The sequence below is a fragment of the Diaphorobacter sp. ED-3 genome (assembly GCF_027625375.1).
Lineage (GTDB): Bacteria > Pseudomonadota > Gammaproteobacteria > Burkholderiales > Burkholderiaceae_C > Diaphorobacter > Diaphorobacter nitroreducens.
Genome location: NZ_CP115182.1, coordinates 187689 through 202045, shown reverse-complemented (window position 1 = coordinate 202045; position 14357 = coordinate 187689). Strand labels below are relative to the sequence as shown.

10 protein-coding genes are annotated in these 14357 nt (G+C 69.2%); 9 read left to right on the top strand and 1 reads right to left on the bottom strand.

Annotated elements, in window-relative coordinates; genetic code table 11:
• Positions 1 to 67 precede the first annotated feature (67 nt).
• The 5 genes from PCQ86_RS00985 to PCQ86_RS00965 all read left to right on the top strand — a co-directional run bounded on the left by PCQ86_RS00985 (position 68) and on the right by PCQ86_RS00965 (position 7382).
• Complete coding sequence (locus tag PCQ86_RS00985; protein ID WP_270174642.1) at positions 68 to 493, top strand: hemerythrin domain-containing protein; 426 nt, start codon at positions 68 to 70, stop codon at positions 491 to 493.
• A 278-nt stretch (positions 494 to 771) separates the two neighbouring features.
• Positions 772 to 4101 carry a bifunctional diguanylate cyclase/phosphodiesterase gene (locus PCQ86_RS00980; protein WP_270174641.1) on the top strand — a complete coding sequence of 1110 codons (3330 nt, stop codon included), beginning with the start codon at positions 772 to 774 and terminating at the stop codon, positions 4099 to 4101.
• A 295-nt stretch (positions 4102 to 4396) separates the two neighbouring features.
• Positions 4397 to 6424, top strand: coding sequence for a ribonucleoside triphosphate reductase (locus tag PCQ86_RS00975; RefSeq protein WP_220638273.1), 2028 nt, complete (start codon positions 4397 to 4399; stop codon positions 6422 to 6424).
• A 90-nt stretch (positions 6425 to 6514) separates the two neighbouring features.
• Positions 6515 to 6706: an anaerobic ribonucleoside-triphosphate reductase gene (gene nrdD, locus PCQ86_RS00970; RefSeq protein WP_270174640.1), complete on the top strand. Its 192-nt coding sequence runs from the start codon at positions 6515 to 6517 to the stop codon at positions 6704 to 6706.
• Positions 6696 to 7382, top strand: a complete 687-nt coding sequence (locus tag PCQ86_RS00965) for an anaerobic ribonucleoside-triphosphate reductase activating protein (protein WP_270174639.1) — start codon at positions 6696 to 6698, stop codon at positions 7380 to 7382. Before nrdD ends, PCQ86_RS00965 begins: the two co-directional genes overlap by 11 nt.
• On the opposite strand, the gene recQ is transcribed toward PCQ86_RS00965, so the two are convergent.
• Positions 7383 to 9254 (bottom strand): DNA helicase RecQ, encoded by a 1872-nt coding sequence (gene recQ, locus PCQ86_RS00960; RefSeq protein WP_012655211.1) that lies wholly within the window; start codon positions 9252 to 9254, stop codon positions 7383 to 7385.
• A 163-nt stretch (positions 9255 to 9417) separates the two neighbouring features.
• On the opposite strand from recQ, the gene PCQ86_RS00955 reads away from it, so the two are divergent.
• The 4 genes from PCQ86_RS00955 (at position 9418) to PCQ86_RS00940 (ending at position 14281) form a co-directional block, all read left to right on the top strand.
• Positions 9418 to 10452 (top strand): homocysteine S-methyltransferase family protein, encoded by a 1035-nt coding sequence (locus PCQ86_RS00955; RefSeq protein ID WP_220638269.1) that lies wholly within the window; start codon positions 9418 to 9420, stop codon positions 10450 to 10452.
• 47 nt (positions 10453 to 10499) lie between these two features.
• Complete coding sequence (locus PCQ86_RS00950) at positions 10500 to 11162, top strand: hypothetical protein (protein WP_012655209.1); 663 nt, start codon at positions 10500 to 10502, stop codon at positions 11160 to 11162.
• A gap of 152 nt (positions 11163 to 11314) precedes the next feature.
• Positions 11315 to 12970 carry an isovaleryl-CoA dehydrogenase gene (locus tag PCQ86_RS00945; RefSeq protein WP_270174638.1) on the top strand — a complete coding sequence of 552 codons (1656 nt, stop codon included), beginning with the start codon at positions 11315 to 11317 and terminating at the stop codon, positions 12968 to 12970.
• A 111-nt stretch (positions 12971 to 13081) separates the two neighbouring features.
• Positions 13082 to 14281, top strand: a complete 1200-nt coding sequence (locus PCQ86_RS00940) for a threonine ammonia-lyase (RefSeq protein WP_011803550.1) — start codon at positions 13082 to 13084, stop codon at positions 14279 to 14281.
• The last annotated feature ends 76 nt before the right edge of the window (positions 14282 to 14357 follow it).

The window sequence follows — 14357 nt, the reverse complement described above, 5'->3', positions numbered from 1 at the left end:
CGGATACCGGGTGCGCCGCCCCGCGCGGCGCGCCCGGTCCCGCCCTCGGACCTTTTGAAGAACCGCCATGAACATCGACCGCTTCAAGCACGAGCACCGGGACATCCTGGGCCAGATCGCCACCCTGCGCCAGCTGGCACACAGCGACGGGGAGCACAACGCGACGGCGATTGCACAGGGCATCGTGGCCATGAGTTCCACCATCAAGCTGCACCTGGCCGTCGAGGACCGCCTGCTGTACCCCGCGCTGCGCCAAGGCGCCGACGCGGAACTGGCACGCCTGGGCGAACAGTTCCAGCGCGAGATGGGGGCAATTGCCGCGGCGTACATGGACTTCGCACGGCGCTGGAACACGCCGGAGCGCGTGCGCACCGACGCCGAGGGTTTCCGTGCAGATGCCAACACCGTGCTGCGCCATGTGTACGAACGCATGCAGCGCGAAAACCGCGACTTCTACCCGCGCATCGAGGCCGAGGAGGCCCTGGCGCATTAAGGCCCACTCTATTTTTCATAGCTATAAGCGCTTACCTGTAGAGCGCCGCAGCTCGAAAACGTTTCCATCGGCAAGGCCTTAGGGGCACCTTGCTTTTCAGCCGGCCTTGTGCCGGCTTTTTTTTCGCGCCGCGCGGGCCCCTCCGCGGCTGCCGGCGGGCTTGTCGTTTTTGTGGGGCGATCGCCCGCACAATCACTGCCGTGATGTAACGTCTGCCTACATTTGCACGGGGTACCGCGTCCACGCGCCCCTGGCATCGACCCACCACCACGCCGCACATGATGCACCCCGCCCACCGCCAGGAGTTCCGCCAGTCCCTCATCTGGTTCGCCGTGCTGCTGGTCAGCCTGTGGCTGTTGAAGACCCTGCCCGCGCCGGATGCCGCGCGCGGCATGGCGGGCTACTTGCCGCTGCACACCGCGATGGAGGTCGTGTCCATCGGCGTGGCGGCAATGGTGTTCAGCATCAGTTGGGCCACGCAAAAGTACCGGCCCAACGGGCGGGTGCTGGTCCTCGGCCTGGGGCTGCTGGGCGTGGCGGTGCTGGACCTGACCCACAGCCTGTCCTACGCCGGCATGCCGGACTTCGTGACCCCCAGCGACCCGGAAAAGGGCATCAACTTTTGGCTGGCCGCGCGCGCGCTGGCGGCGCTGGCCCTGCTGTGGGCCGCGTTATGGCCCCACCGCTGGAATGAATGGCTGGGCCGCCGCTCGCGCTACGCGGGGCTGTTGTGGGTGGCGCTGCTGGTGGGCGCGGTGCACTACGTGCTGCTGGGGCATCCGCAGTGGCTGCCCCGCACCTTCACGCCCGAGGCAGGGCTCACGCCCTTCAAGGTCCGTTTCGAATACGCGCTGGCAACCGCGTACGTGCTGGCGGGCGTGGGCTTTCTCATGCACCTGCGCCATGCGCGCGAGTTCGGTCTGTCGCACCTGGCGCTGGCATCGTTCACCATGGCCATGAGCGAGATCTTCTTCACGCTCTACGCCAACGTGACCGATGTGTACAACGTCGCCGGCCACTTCTACAAGATCCTCGCCTATGGCTTCCTGTACCGCGGCCTGTTCGTGGAAACGGTGCAGATCCCGTACCTGGACCTGCGCGCCGCCGAGGCCCGGCAGCGGGCCACGCTGAACACGCTGCCCGACCTGCTGTTCGAGGTGGACCGCAAGGGGGCGTACCTCGCGGTGCACGCCAACGAGACCAGCAAGCTCATGACCCCGCTGCCCCAGTTGCTGGGAAAAACGCTGGACGAGGCGCTGCCGCCGGCGGCGGCCGCGCAGTGTTTCGAGGCACTGGCGGAGGCTGAACGCACGGGCATGAGCCGCGGCCAGCGCATCACGTTGCCGCTGCCCCTGGGCGAGCGGCATTTCGAGCTGTCCGTCTCCCGCAAATCCGCGGTCGCGGGCCAGCCCGACACCTTCCTGATGCTGTCGCGCGACATCACGCCCACCGTGGAGAACGAGGAGCGCATTCGCTCCGAGGCCGGCCTGAACGCCGCCCTGCTGGACCTGCAGCAGCACGACATCCACCAGCCCGAGGCAGACCTGCTGCGGCGCGGCCTGGCGCATGCCCAGACCCTGACCGGCAGCGCGCTGGCCGTGCTGTACTTCGTGCACGACGACGCTCGCGGCACCTCACTGGCCGCCTGCTTGCACGAAAACGCCCCGCCCGACATGCCGCCGTGGGAAACCGCCCTGCGCGAACGCCGCGCCGTGGTGACGAACGCGCCGCACGATGCGGCGGCTGGGCGCGCACCGGGCGGCGCGACGGCCCGCTGGGCTTGCGTGCCCGTGGTGGAAGGCGGCAGGCCGCGCCTGCTGCTGGGCGTGGCCGGCAAGGCGCGGGACTATCACCCACGCGACGCACAGGCGCTGCAGACCGTGGCCGACGCCCTCTGGAAGCACACGGCCCAGCGCCGCCAGGAGGCCGTCATCCACCGCCTGTCGGAGGCGCTGGACCAGAGCCCCAGTCCGGTGGTCATCACCGACATCGACGCCAGCATCGTCTACGTCAACAAGGCCTTCAGCGAAGTCAGCGGCTACGGCGCACAAGAGGTGCTGGGCCGCAACCCGCGCGTGCTGCAGTCGGGACTGACGCCCCGGACCACCTATGCCGATATGTGGACCAAGCTGCCGCGCGGCCTGCCCTGGCAGGGCGAACTCATCAACCGCCGCAAGAACGGACAGGTCTATACGGAAAACGCCTCGCTTTACCCCGTTCGCGACGTGTTCGGCGAAGTGACGCATTACGTCGCGCACATGGAGGACATCACGCAGCGGCGCGAGGCGGAGGAGCGCATCCGCGCCCTCTCCAACTACGACACGCTGACCGGCCTGCTCAACAAGAAAGCCTTCGACGAACAGTTGACGCAAGCCATCGACCGCGCCGACGCAAGCCACGAACGGGTGTCGGTGCTGTGGTTCGACCTGGACAACTTCAAGCTGGTGAACGAAACCCTGGGCCACGCGGCCGGTGACGAACTGCTGTTGGAGATGGGCAACCGGCTGCGCGCCTGCCTGGCGCCGCACATTCCCGTGGCGCGCTATTCGGGCGACGCTTTCACGGCCATCGTGCCCCTGGCGGACCAGGCGGCGGTGGCGCTGCTGGCGCAGGATGCGCTGGCGCAGCTGCAGACCACACTGCAGATCCAAGGCCATGCCGTATCCGTCAGCGCGTCGGCCGGCATCGCCGTCTACCCCGACGACGCGCGCACCGCCAGCACCTTGGCGTCCGCCGCGGAAGTGGCGATGTACCGCGTCAAGCAGGACGGGCGCAACGGGCTGCGCTTCTTCGCACCTGAGATGCAGGCGCACACGCAGCGTTCGCTGGAGCTGGCCGCCGGCCTCAAGGACGCGGCGCACCGCGGCGAGCTGTTCCTGGTGTTCCAGCCCCAGCGCACGCTGGGCAGCGGCGCGCTGGCGGGCGCCGAGGCGCTGCTGCGCTGGCGCCATCCGCGCTGGGGGCTGGTGTCTCCGGCCGAGTTCATCCCGATCGCCGAGCAAAGCGGCTCCATCGTGGCCATCGATTTCTGGGTGGTGGAGCAGGTGGCGCAGCAGTTGCGCGCCTGGGATGCCGCGGGCCTGCCGCCGCTGGTGGTGGCGGTGAACGTATCGGCTGCGCAGTTCGCGCGGCCGCACTTCGTCGAGGAGCTGGTGCGCATCCTGCAGCGCATGGACGTTTCGCCCCAGCGCATCGAGGTGGAGTTGACCGAGGCCGTCGCGCTGAAAAACCCGGAACAGGCCGAGACCACCATCCGCCGCCTGCATGAGGTGGGCTTTCGCGTGGCGCTGGACGACTTCGGCACAGGCTATTCCTCCATGAGCTACCTCAAGCGCTACGCCATCGACAAGCTCAAGATCGACCAGTCCTTCGTGCGCGAACTCGCCCACCAGGCCAGCGACCAGGCCATCGTGACGGCCATCATCAAGATGGCCCACAGCCTGCGCATGGCCACCATTGCCGAAGGCGTGGAGACGGCCGAGCAGGCCGCGTTGCTGCAGGCCTGCGGCTGCGACGAAATGCAAGGCTACTGGTACAGCCGGCCGCTGGAGCCCGCCGCGTTCGAGGCCTTTGTGCGCAATGCGCAGGCCGGCGTCGAGTTGGCCTGACACGCGTCGCGCCGCACGCAACCCGGTTGCTACTGTTTTAATAGCTTCCAGCGCTTACCCCTCCAGCGCCAGAAGGCCAAACGGCGTCAAACCCTCCACGGCGCCCCGATCCCCCGCCCAGCCTCTTGGGTGCGGGCCTGCTGCGGCCCCACCCAGTGGCACGCGGGCCACAAGCCCCGCACCGCACCCCCCCACTGCACAGGTCCTTTTCTGCCCTGCGGTTTGTGCCTGATCAAACTACCTATAGTGTTTGATAGGTATGGTGAACACTATATGTAGTGTTTTAAGGGTTGCCATGACACCACCATCTCCGATCGTCGCCAGCCTGCCGCGCGACGTCATCCAACGCAACGGCGAGCGCACGCCTTTCGATGCTGTGCGCATCCAGTCGGCCATCGCACGGGCCGGCCAGGCCACGGGCGAGTTCGGCGAGGACGAGGCCCGTCTGCTCACGGCGCAGGCCACCAAGGTGCTGATCCACCGCTTCCATGGCGAGGCGCCGGCCATCGAGCAGATCCAGGACGTGGTGGAGCAGACGCTGATCGCCGCCAACCATCTGCAGACCGCGCGCGCCTACATGGCCTACCGCCAGCGCCACGCCACCCTGCGCGCCGACCGGCAGACGCTGGTGCATGTGGAAAGCTCCATCAACGAGTACCTCACGCGCGCCGATTGGCGCGTGAACGCCAACGCCAACCAGGGCTACTCGCTGGGCGGGCTGATCCTGAACGTGGCAGGCAAGGTGACGGCCAACTACTGGCTCTCGCACGTCTACGCACCCGAGATCGGCGAGGCGCACCGCAATGGCGACATCCACATCCACGACCTCGACATGCTCAGCGGCTACTGCGCGGGCTGGTCGCTGCGTACGCTGCTGCACGAGGGGCTCAACGGCGTGCCGGGCAAGGTGGAGGCGGGGCCCCCGAAGCACATGAGCTCCGCCGTGGGGCAGATCGTCAACTTCCTCGGCACGCTGCAGAACGAGTGGGCGGGTGCGCAGGCGTTTTCGTCCTTCGACACCTACATGGCGCCCTTCGTGCGCAAGGACGGCATGGACTACGCCGCCGTGCGCCAGTGCATCCAGGAGCTGGTCTACAACCTCAACGTGCCCTCGCGCTGGGGCACGCAGACGCCGTTCACCAACCTCACCTTCGACTGGACCTGCCCCGAGGATCTGCGCGAGCAGGTGCCGGTGATCGGCGGCGTGGAGATGCCGTTTTGCTACGGCGAGCTGCAGGCCGAGATGGACGTCATCAACCGCGCCTACATCGACGTGATGACCACGGGCGATGCCAAGGGCCGCGTGTTCACCTTCCCCATCCCCACCTACAACATCACGCCCGATTTTCCGTGGGAGAGCGAGAACGCCGTCGCCCTGTTCGACATGACGGCCAAGTACGGCCTGCCGTACTTCCAGAACTTCATCAACTCCGAGCTGTCGCCCAACATGGTGCGCTCCATGTGCTGCCGCCTGCAGCTCGACCTGCGCGAGCTGCTCAAGCGCGGCAACGGCCTGTTCGGCAGCGCCGAGCAGACCGGCAGCCTGGGCGTGGTCACCGTCAACTGCGCGCGCCTGGGCTATCTGCACGCGGGCGACGAGGCAGCCCTGCTGGCGGCGCTGGACCGCCTGCTGGAACTGGGCAAGCAGAGCCTGGAGGTCAAGCGCAAGCTCATCCAGCGCCTGATGGACCAGGGCCTGTTCCCGTACACCAAGCGCTACCTGGGCACACTGCGCAACCACTTCAGCACGCTGGGCGTGAACGGCATCAACGAGATGGTGCGCAACTTCACCGGCGGCGCGCACGACATCACCAGCGACTGGGGTCACCAGTTCGCCCTGCGCCTGCTGGACCATGTGCGCGCGCGCATCGTGCAGTTCCAGGAAGAGACCGGCCACCTCTACAACCTGGAGGCCACGCCCGCCGAAGGCACCACCTACCGCTTTGCCAAGGAAGACAAGAAGCGCTGGCCCGCCATCCTGCAGGCCGGTACGGCCGAGCAGCCCTACTACACCAACAGCTCGCAGTTGCCCGTGGGCTTCACCGACGACCCGTTCGAGGCGCTGCAGCGGCAAGAGGCGCTGCAGGGCAAGTACACCGGCGGCACGGTGCTGCACCTGTACATGGGCGAGCGCATCTCCAGCGGCGCGGCCTGCCGCGAGCTGGTGAAACGGGCGCTCACCCACTTCCGCCTGCCCTACATCACCGTCACGCCCACCTTCTCCATCTGCCCCACGCACGGCTACCTGGCCGGCGAGCACAAGTTCTGCCCGCGCTGCGACGAGGAGCGCCTGGCCGCCAAGCGCGCGCGGCTGGCGGCGTGATTTGAATGAAATCAGCCTCTAGCGCTTATGCAACAAGCGCCAACAGCTATTGTTTTTGAAGTTCTTCCACCACCAACCCAGGAGTTTGTCATGACCCACTTTCCCGCCACCGAGAACACCGCCCTGGCAACCGCCGTGCAGCTGACCGACGCCGAGCGCCAGCCCTGCGAGGTCTGGACGCGCGTCATGGGCTACCACCGCCCCGTGGCCAGCTTCAACACCGGCAAGCAGGGCGAACACAACGAACGCCAGTTCTTCGCCGAGCCGGGCCGTGCCTGCTAGGACCAGCCACACCGCCGCCGAGGCGCTGCGCATCGGCGGCATCACGCCGCTGACCACCATCGACTTTCCCGGCAGGCTGGCCGCCGTGGTGTTCTGCCAGGGCTGCCCCTGGCGCTGCGACTATTGCCACAACGCCGGGCTGCTGGACGCGGCCGCACCCGCGCCGCACCGCTGGAGCGAAGTGGAGCAACTGCTGCACACGCGCCGCGGCCTGCTGGACGGCGTGGCGTTCTCGGGCGGCGAGCCCACGCTGCAGGCCGCCCTGCCCGACGCCCTCGCGCGCGTACGCGCCCTGGGCTTTGCCACCGGCCTGCACACGGCGGGCATGTACCCCGAGCGGCTGCAGGCCCTGTTGCCGCTGCTGGACTGGGTGGGCCTGGACATCAAGGGGCCGCTGGCACATTACGACGCCATCACCCGCACGCCGGGCAGTGGCGACCGCGCCTGGGAGTCGCTGCGCTGCGTGCAGGCCAGCGGCGTGGATTACGAGTGCCGCACCACCTGGCACGCGGGACTGTTCGACACGGCGGCCCTGCAGGCGCTGGCCGAAGACCTGGCCGCACAAGGCGTGCGCCAATGGGTGCTGCAGGAATGCAGCACGCCCGCCAGCGTGCCCTGGGCCCGGACGGCGCCGCCCACGCAGTGGCCGCTGCCCACCAGCCTGCGGTGCGCCTGATCAGCCGGCCGCGGCCCCGGCGCCGCACACCCGCAGCACTTCGGCGCCGTACGCCTCCAGCTTTTTCGCACCCATGCCGCTGATGCCCTGCAGATCCTCCAGCGTGGCCGGGTTGCGCTCGGCAATGGCGGCCAGCGTAGCGTCGTGGAAGATCACGTAGGCCGGCAGGTTGTGCTCGCGCGCCACCTCGGCGCGCCAGGCCTTGAGGTTGATGAAGCGCACCTGGGCGTCCTGTCCCAGGTTGGCCGCTGCCACCGGCGGGGCGCTGGCGCGGCGCGGCTTCTTCGGCCCGGCTGCGGCCGTGGCCTCGCGCAGCAGCACGCTCTGTTCGCCGCGCAGCACGGGACGCGAACCCTCGGTCAGCGCCAGCGTGTCAAAGCTGTGGCCGCCCTCGGTCGTGACCTTGTGCAGCCCCACGGCGCCGGCGGCCAGCAACTGGCGCAGCACGCCGCGCAGCTGCGCCTCGGAATACTGTGCGCCCAGGCCGAAGGTGGAGAGTTTTTCATGGCCGAACTGCTGGACCTTGTCCGTGGCCTTGCCGCGCAGGATGTCCATGATGTGGCCCGTGCCGAAGGTCAGGCCGCTGGCCTCGTGCACGCGGTAGATGGTGGACAGGAGCTTGCGCGCGGCATCCGTGCCGTCCCACACGGCCGGCGGATTCAGGCAGTTGTCGCAATTGCCGCAGGGTTCGGACGCCTCGCCGAAGTAGCCCAGCAGCCGCACGCGCCGGCAGTCCGTGGCCTCGGCCAGGGCCAGCAACGCATCCAGCTTGCCGCGCATCACGGCCTTGAACTCTTCGCCCGCGGGGCTCTCGTCGATCATGCGGCGCTGGTTCACCACGTCCTGCAGGCCGTAGGCCATCCACGCGTCGGCGGGCAGACCGTCGCGGCCCGCGCGGCCCGTCTCCTGGTAGTAGCCCTCAATGTTCTTGGGCATGTCCACATGGGCCACAAAGCGCACGTCGGGCTTGTCGATGCCCATGCCGAACGCGATGGTGGCCACCATCACGATGCCGTCCTCGCGCAGGAAGCGGTCCTGGTTCTGCTGGCGCACCTCGGCGGGCAGGCCCGCGTGGTAGGGCAGCGCCGTCAGGCCCGCATCGCACAGCGCCTGGGCCAGTTCCTCCACGCGCTTGCGGGACTGGCAATAGACCACGCCGGCCTCGCCCAGGTGCTCGCGGTCGATGAAGCGCATGAGCTGCGTGAGCGGCTCCTTCTTTTCCTCGATGCGGTAGCGGATGTTGGGCCGGTCGAAGCTGCTGACGAACTGCCGCGCCTGCTGCAGCCGCAGGCCCTGCACGATGTCCTCGCGCGTGAGCGCGTCCGCCGTGGCCGTGAGGGCAATGCGCGGCACGCCCGCATAGCGCTCGTGCAGCACCGCGAGCTGGCGGTATTCAGGCCGGAAGTCGTGGCCCCACTGGCTCACGCAATGCGCCTCGTCGATGGCGAACAGCCCCAGCTGCCCGCGCGCATGCAGACCGTCCAGCAGCGTGAGAAAGCGGTCGGTGGTCACGCGCTCGGGCGCGGCGTACAGCAGCGTGATCTCGCCGCGCGCCAGGCGCCTCTCCACGTCCTGCGTCTGCTGCCAGTCCAGCGTGGAGTTGAGGAAGGCCGCCTCCACCCCCGCCTCGTGCAGCGCACCCACCTGGTCGTGCATCAGCGCGATCAGCGGCGAGACCACCACCGTCACGCCCAGCCCCGCATCGCGCCGCACGATGGCCGGCACCTGGTAGCACAGGCTCTTGCCGCCCCCCGTGGGCATCAGCACCAGCGCGTCGCCGCCGGCGATCACATGGTCAATGATGGCCTGCTGCGGGCCACGGAACTGCTCGTAGCCAAAGACGTCGTGCAGGACGAAATGCGCGGGGGACAAACCGGTGGACTCTCTTTTTGATAGCTGTCAGCGCTTATTGGATAAGCGCCAAAGGCACTTTTGGCCTATAAAACGCGGCCATGCGGAGGGCCCCACCATGGCGCAAAGCCCGTTATTGTGCGCCCGCCACCGCGGGCGGCGCCGGCTTCCTACAATCGGCCCCATGACCCTGCCCCACTACACCCGCGCGCAAGCGCTGCCCGCCATCCTGGAACAACGCATCGCCATCCTCGACGGCGCCATGGGCACGATGATCCAGCGCTTCAAGCTGACCGAGGCGCAGTACCGGGGCGAGCGCTTCAAGGACTTTGCGCGCGACGTGAAGGGCAATAACGAGCTGCTGAGCCTCACGCGCCCCGACGTGATCCGCGACATCCATGAAGGGTATCTCGCGGCCGGCGCCGACCTGATCGAGACCAACACCTTCGGCGCGACCTCGATCGCGCAGGACGACTATGGGCTAGCCGAGCTGGCCTACGAGATGAACCTGGAGAGCGCCAAGCTCGCGCGCGCGGCCTGCGACAAATTCAGCACGCCCGACAAGCCGCGCTTCGTCGCCGGCGCCCTCGGCCCCACGCCCAAGACCGCCAGCATCAGTCCCGACGTGAACGACCCCGGCGCGCGCAACGTCACCTTCGAGCAACTGCGCGCGGCCTACCACGAGCAGGCGCGCGGCCTGATCGAGGGCGGCGCCGACGTGCTGCTGGTCGAGACCATCTTCGACACGCTGAACGCCAAGGCCGCGCTGTTCGCCATCGACGAGGTGTTCGAGGAAACCGGCGAGTGCCTGCCCATCATGATCAGCGGCACGGTGACGGATGCGTCCGGCCGCATCCTCTCGGGCCAGACGGTGACGGCTTTCTGGCACAGCGTGCGCCACGCGCGGCCGCTGTCCATCGGCCTGAACTGCGCGCTGGGCGCGGCGCTGATGCGCCCCTACATCCAGGAGCTCAACCGCGCCGCGCCCGACACCTTCATCAGTTGCTACCCCAACGCCGGCCTGCCCAACCCGATGAGCGACACGGGCTTCGACGAGACGCCCGAGGTCACCAGCCGCCTGGTGCACGAATTCGCCGCCGAGGGCCTGGTCAACATCGTGGGCGGCTGCTGCGGCACCACACCGGACCACATCGGCGCCATTGCGCGCGCCGTGGCGCCGGTGGGTACGCGCCGGCTGTTCCAGACCGAAGCCGCCTAGAGCGCCCGCCGCATGCGCCCAGCCACCGACTGAGAGGACCCGGCGACATGCAACCTAGCCCCCGCACTTCTTTCCCGGCAACTCCCCGCCGGGCCACCGCCACGCTGGCCCTGTGCGTGGCCGCGTGCCTTGCCGTCACCGGCTGCGCCACGCCACCCCCGCCCCCGGTGGCGCCCGACCCCGCCCTCGATGCGCGCGCCCGTTACGACGCCGACCTGCAGGACTGCCGCGACCGCGCGCAGCAGGTGGGCGTGCTCAGCGAGACGCTGGACGCCGTGGTCCAGGGCGCGCTGGTGGCGGCGTTTCTCGCCTGGGGACTCGGGCGCAGCGACACCGGCGTGCGCGACTGGGCTCTCACGGGCGGCGCACTCGCGGGCGGCTCGCAGGGACTGCAGGCGCTGGAGCGGCGGCGCCAGCTGGTCGCGCACTGCATGGCCGTGCGGGGCCACCGCATCAGCCCGCTGGCAGTGGCCGGGCCGCAGCCGGGCGCCGCGCCGTCCGTGCCCGTGGCACCGGCGGCGCCGCCGCGCCCCTCGGGCGCCGATGCCTACAGCGCCGAGCGCCTGGCACGCGAGCAAGCCTGCCATGCCCAGCCCGTGGCCGCGCTCGCCGCCAAGGGGCCGGGCTTTGAGACCTACAGCGTGCCGTGCAGCAACGGCGACGCGCTGGCGATCCGCTGCGAGTTCGGCAACTGCCGCGTGCTGCGCTGAGAGAACTCCTGTTTTCATAGCTGTTCGCGCTTGCCAGTTGGGCGCTATGGGCCTATTTGGCTTTGAACGTCGCCCTCTTCCGCGCTCACCCTCTTACCCGGACGGCGCAAGGCTCCTAGACTGGTCCCACGACAACACGGAGGCCACGCACCATGGACTGGACCACCCACCAGGTCTTCAACCAATACCCCGAGCTGAACGACTACCACCCGCTGGCCACCGACGCAGCGCTGTGCGAGGCGCTGGAGCGTGCGGGCGCCGGCTGGGCGCGCCTGGCGCTCGACGCCTATGCCGCACGGCTGGGCATGGCCGAGACCTACGCCCTGGCCGAGCAGGCCAACCGCCACACGCCGCAGTTGCAGCGCTTTGACACGCGCGGGCGACGCATCGACGCGCTGGAGTTCCACCCCGCGTGGCACCAGCTCATGGCGCTGTACCGCGGCGAGGGGCTGATCTCCCGGCCCTTCCAGGACGAGCGACCGGGCCGCTGGGCCGCATGGGCGGCGGGCTTTTACCTGCACGGCCAGGTGGAACAGGGCACGCTGTGCCCCGCCACGATGACGCAGGCCGCCATCCCGCTGCTGCGCAAGGAGCCCGCGCTGTGGCAGTCGCTGCAGTCCCGGCTCTACAGCACCGCCTACGACCCGCGCGACCTGCCCGTGGCGGACAAGGCCAGCATCTGGCTGGGCATGGGCATGACCGAGAAGCAGGGCGGGTCGGACGTGCGCGCCAACACCACCGTGGCGACACCCATCGGCACGGGCGGGCGCGGCGGCGAATACCGGCTGCGCGGACACAAGTGGTTCTTCTCGGCGCCGCAGTGCGATGCGCACCTGGTGGTGGCGCGCACCGGCGAGGGCGGCCCGTTCGCCTGCTTCTACGTGCCGCGCTGGCGCCCGGACGGCAGCCGCAACGCCGTGCGCGTGCAGCGCCTGAAGGACAAGGTGGGCAACCGCAGCAACGCCAGCAGCGAGGTGGAGTTCGAGGACGCCTGGGGCCTGCTCATGGGCGAGGAAGGCCGGGGCATCCCCACCATCATCGAGATGGCCAGCTACACGCGCCTGAACTGCGTGGTGGGCAGCGCCGCCATCCTGCGCCAGGCCACCGTGCAGGCCATCCATTACGCGCGCCGGCGCCACGCCTTCGGCCGGGCCCTGGCCGCGCAGCCGCTGATGCGCGCCGTGCTGGCCGACCTGGCGCTGGAGAGCGAGGCCGCGCTGCACCTGGCCATGCGCCTGGCCCAGGCGTACGAGGACGACAGCACGCCCGCCCAGCGCGCATGGAAGCGCGTGATGACGCCCGCCGCCAAGTTCTGGGTCTGCAAGCGCGCGGTGGAGCTGACCGGCGAGGCCATGGAGGTGCTGGGCGGTAATGGCTATGTGGAGGACGGCGTGATGGCGCGCCTGTTCCGCGAGGCGCCCGTCAACTCCATCTGGGAGGGCTCGGGCAACGTGATGTGCCTGGACGTGCTGCGCGCCCTGCAGCGCGAGCCCGAGGCCGCACACGCTTTGCTGACCGAGCTGCACGCCGCGGCGCAGGACGAGCCGCGCATTGCCGCTGCCGCGCGCGAGCTGCAGGCCCTGTTGGCCACACCGGCTGAGCAGTTGGAAGGCCTGGGCCGGGTGCTGGCCCAGCGCCTGGTGCTGCTGGCCCAGGCCTGCCTGCTGCGCCAGCAGGCCCCCGCGGCCGTGGCCGATGCGTTCATCGCCACGCGGCTGGCGGACAGCGGGGCCGGCCGCGTGGCGGGCGCCATCGACACACGCGGTCTGGATGTGGCGGCGGTTCTGGCGCGCGCATTTCCGGGATAGTGGACGGGTCTTCAGAGCAAAAACGGCTTCTAGCACTCGTCCACCAAGCGCGACCAGCTATTTTTACAATAGCAAAACTGCTTCACCTGGCGCGCTGCGCCACAATGCACCATGCTGACCTTCCAAGACATCCAGCACGCCGCTGAGCGCCTGCGCGGCCAGGTACTCGAAACCCCCTGCGTCGAATCGCGCACGCTCTCGCAGATCGTGGGCGCACAGGTGTTCCTCAAGTTCGAGAACCTGCAGTTCACCGCCTCGTTCAAGGAACGCGGCGCCTGCAACAAGCTGAGCCAGCTCACTCCCCAAGAACGCGAGCGCGGCGTGGTGGCCATGAGCGCGGGCAACCATGCCCAGGGCGTGGCCTACCACGCGCAGCGCCTGGGCCTGCGCGCCGTGATCGTCATGCCGCGCTTCACTCCCGGTGTGAAAGTGGAGCGCACGCGCGGCTTTGGTGCCGAGGTGGTGCTGCACGGCGACACGCTGGAGGAAGCCCGCCAGCACGCCTACCAGTTGGCGGAGCAGCAGGGCCTGACCTTCGTGCACCCCTATGACGACGAGGCCGTGGCCGCCGGCCAGGGCACGCTGGTGCTGGAGATGCTGGCCGCCCAGCCCGACCTGGATGCGCTGGTGGTTTCGGTGGGCGGCGGCGGGCTGCTGGCCGGCATGGCAACGGCAGCGCGGGCCATCAAGCCGAACCTGGAGATCATCGGCGTGCAGACGGCGCGCTTCCCGGCCATGGTGAATGCCATCAAGGGCACGCACCACGCGCAGGGCGCGTCAACCATCGCCGAGGGCATCGCCGTGGGCCAGCCCGGGAAGATGACGCAGGAGGTCATTGGCCGGCTGGTGGATGACCTGCTGCTGGTGGACGAAGGCGACATCGAGCAGGCGGTGCTGATGCTGCTGGAGATCGAGAAGACGCTGGTGGAAGGCGCGGGGGCCGCCGGGCTGGCCGCGCTGGTGCGCCACCCCGAGCGCTTTCGCGGCAAGAAGGTGGGGCTGGTGCTCAGCGGCGGCAACATCGACCCGCTGCTGCTGGCGGCCATCATCGAGCGCGGCATGGTGCGCTCCGGCCGGTTGGCGCGCATCATGGTCAGCGCACGCGACGTGCCCGGCGTGCTCGCCCGCATCACCGCCCTCGTGGCCGAAGCGGGCGCTAACATCGAAGAGGTGCACCACCAGCGCGCCTTCACCGTGCTGGCCGCGCAGAACGTGGAGATCGAACTGGTGCTGCAAACGCGCGGCAAGGCCCACATCCAGCAGGTGCTGGACCTGCTGCGCGCCGCGCAGATGGAGGCCGAGCTGCGCTGAGAGCGCCGTGCCGCACGCGCGTGCGGGTAAGGCCCGTGCACGCGCGGGGGCGTTGTGGCTACACTTGTCCCCCATC

Bases quoted from the DNA above. Each gene is read 5' to 3' on its own strand.
- PCQ86_RS00985 (WP_270174642.1), top strand. From the start codon at position 68: ATGAACATCGACCGCTTCAAGCACGAGCACCGGGACATCCTGGGCCAG.
- PCQ86_RS00980 (WP_270174641.1), top strand. From the start codon at position 772: ATGATGCACCCCGCCCACCGCCAGGAGTTCCGCCAGTCCCTCATCTGG.
- PCQ86_RS00975 (WP_220638273.1), top strand. From the start codon at position 4,397: ATGACACCACCATCTCCGATCGTCGCCAGCCTGCCGCGCGACGTCATC.
- nrdD (WP_270174640.1), top strand. From the start codon at position 6,515: ATGACCCACTTTCCCGCCACCGAGAACACCGCCCTGGCAACCGCCGTG.
- PCQ86_RS00955 (WP_220638269.1), top strand. From the start codon at position 9,418: ATGACCCTGCCCCACTACACCCGCGCGCAAGCGCTGCCCGCCATCCTG.
- PCQ86_RS00950 (WP_012655209.1), top strand. From the start codon at position 10,500: ATGCAACCTAGCCCCCGCACTTCTTTCCCGGCAACTCCCCGCCGGGCC.
- PCQ86_RS00945 (WP_270174638.1), top strand. From the start codon at position 11,315: ATGGACTGGACCACCCACCAGGTCTTCAACCAATACCCCGAGCTGAAC.
- PCQ86_RS00940 (WP_011803550.1), top strand. From the start codon at position 13,082: ATGCTGACCTTCCAAGACATCCAGCACGCCGCTGAGCGCCTGCGCGGC.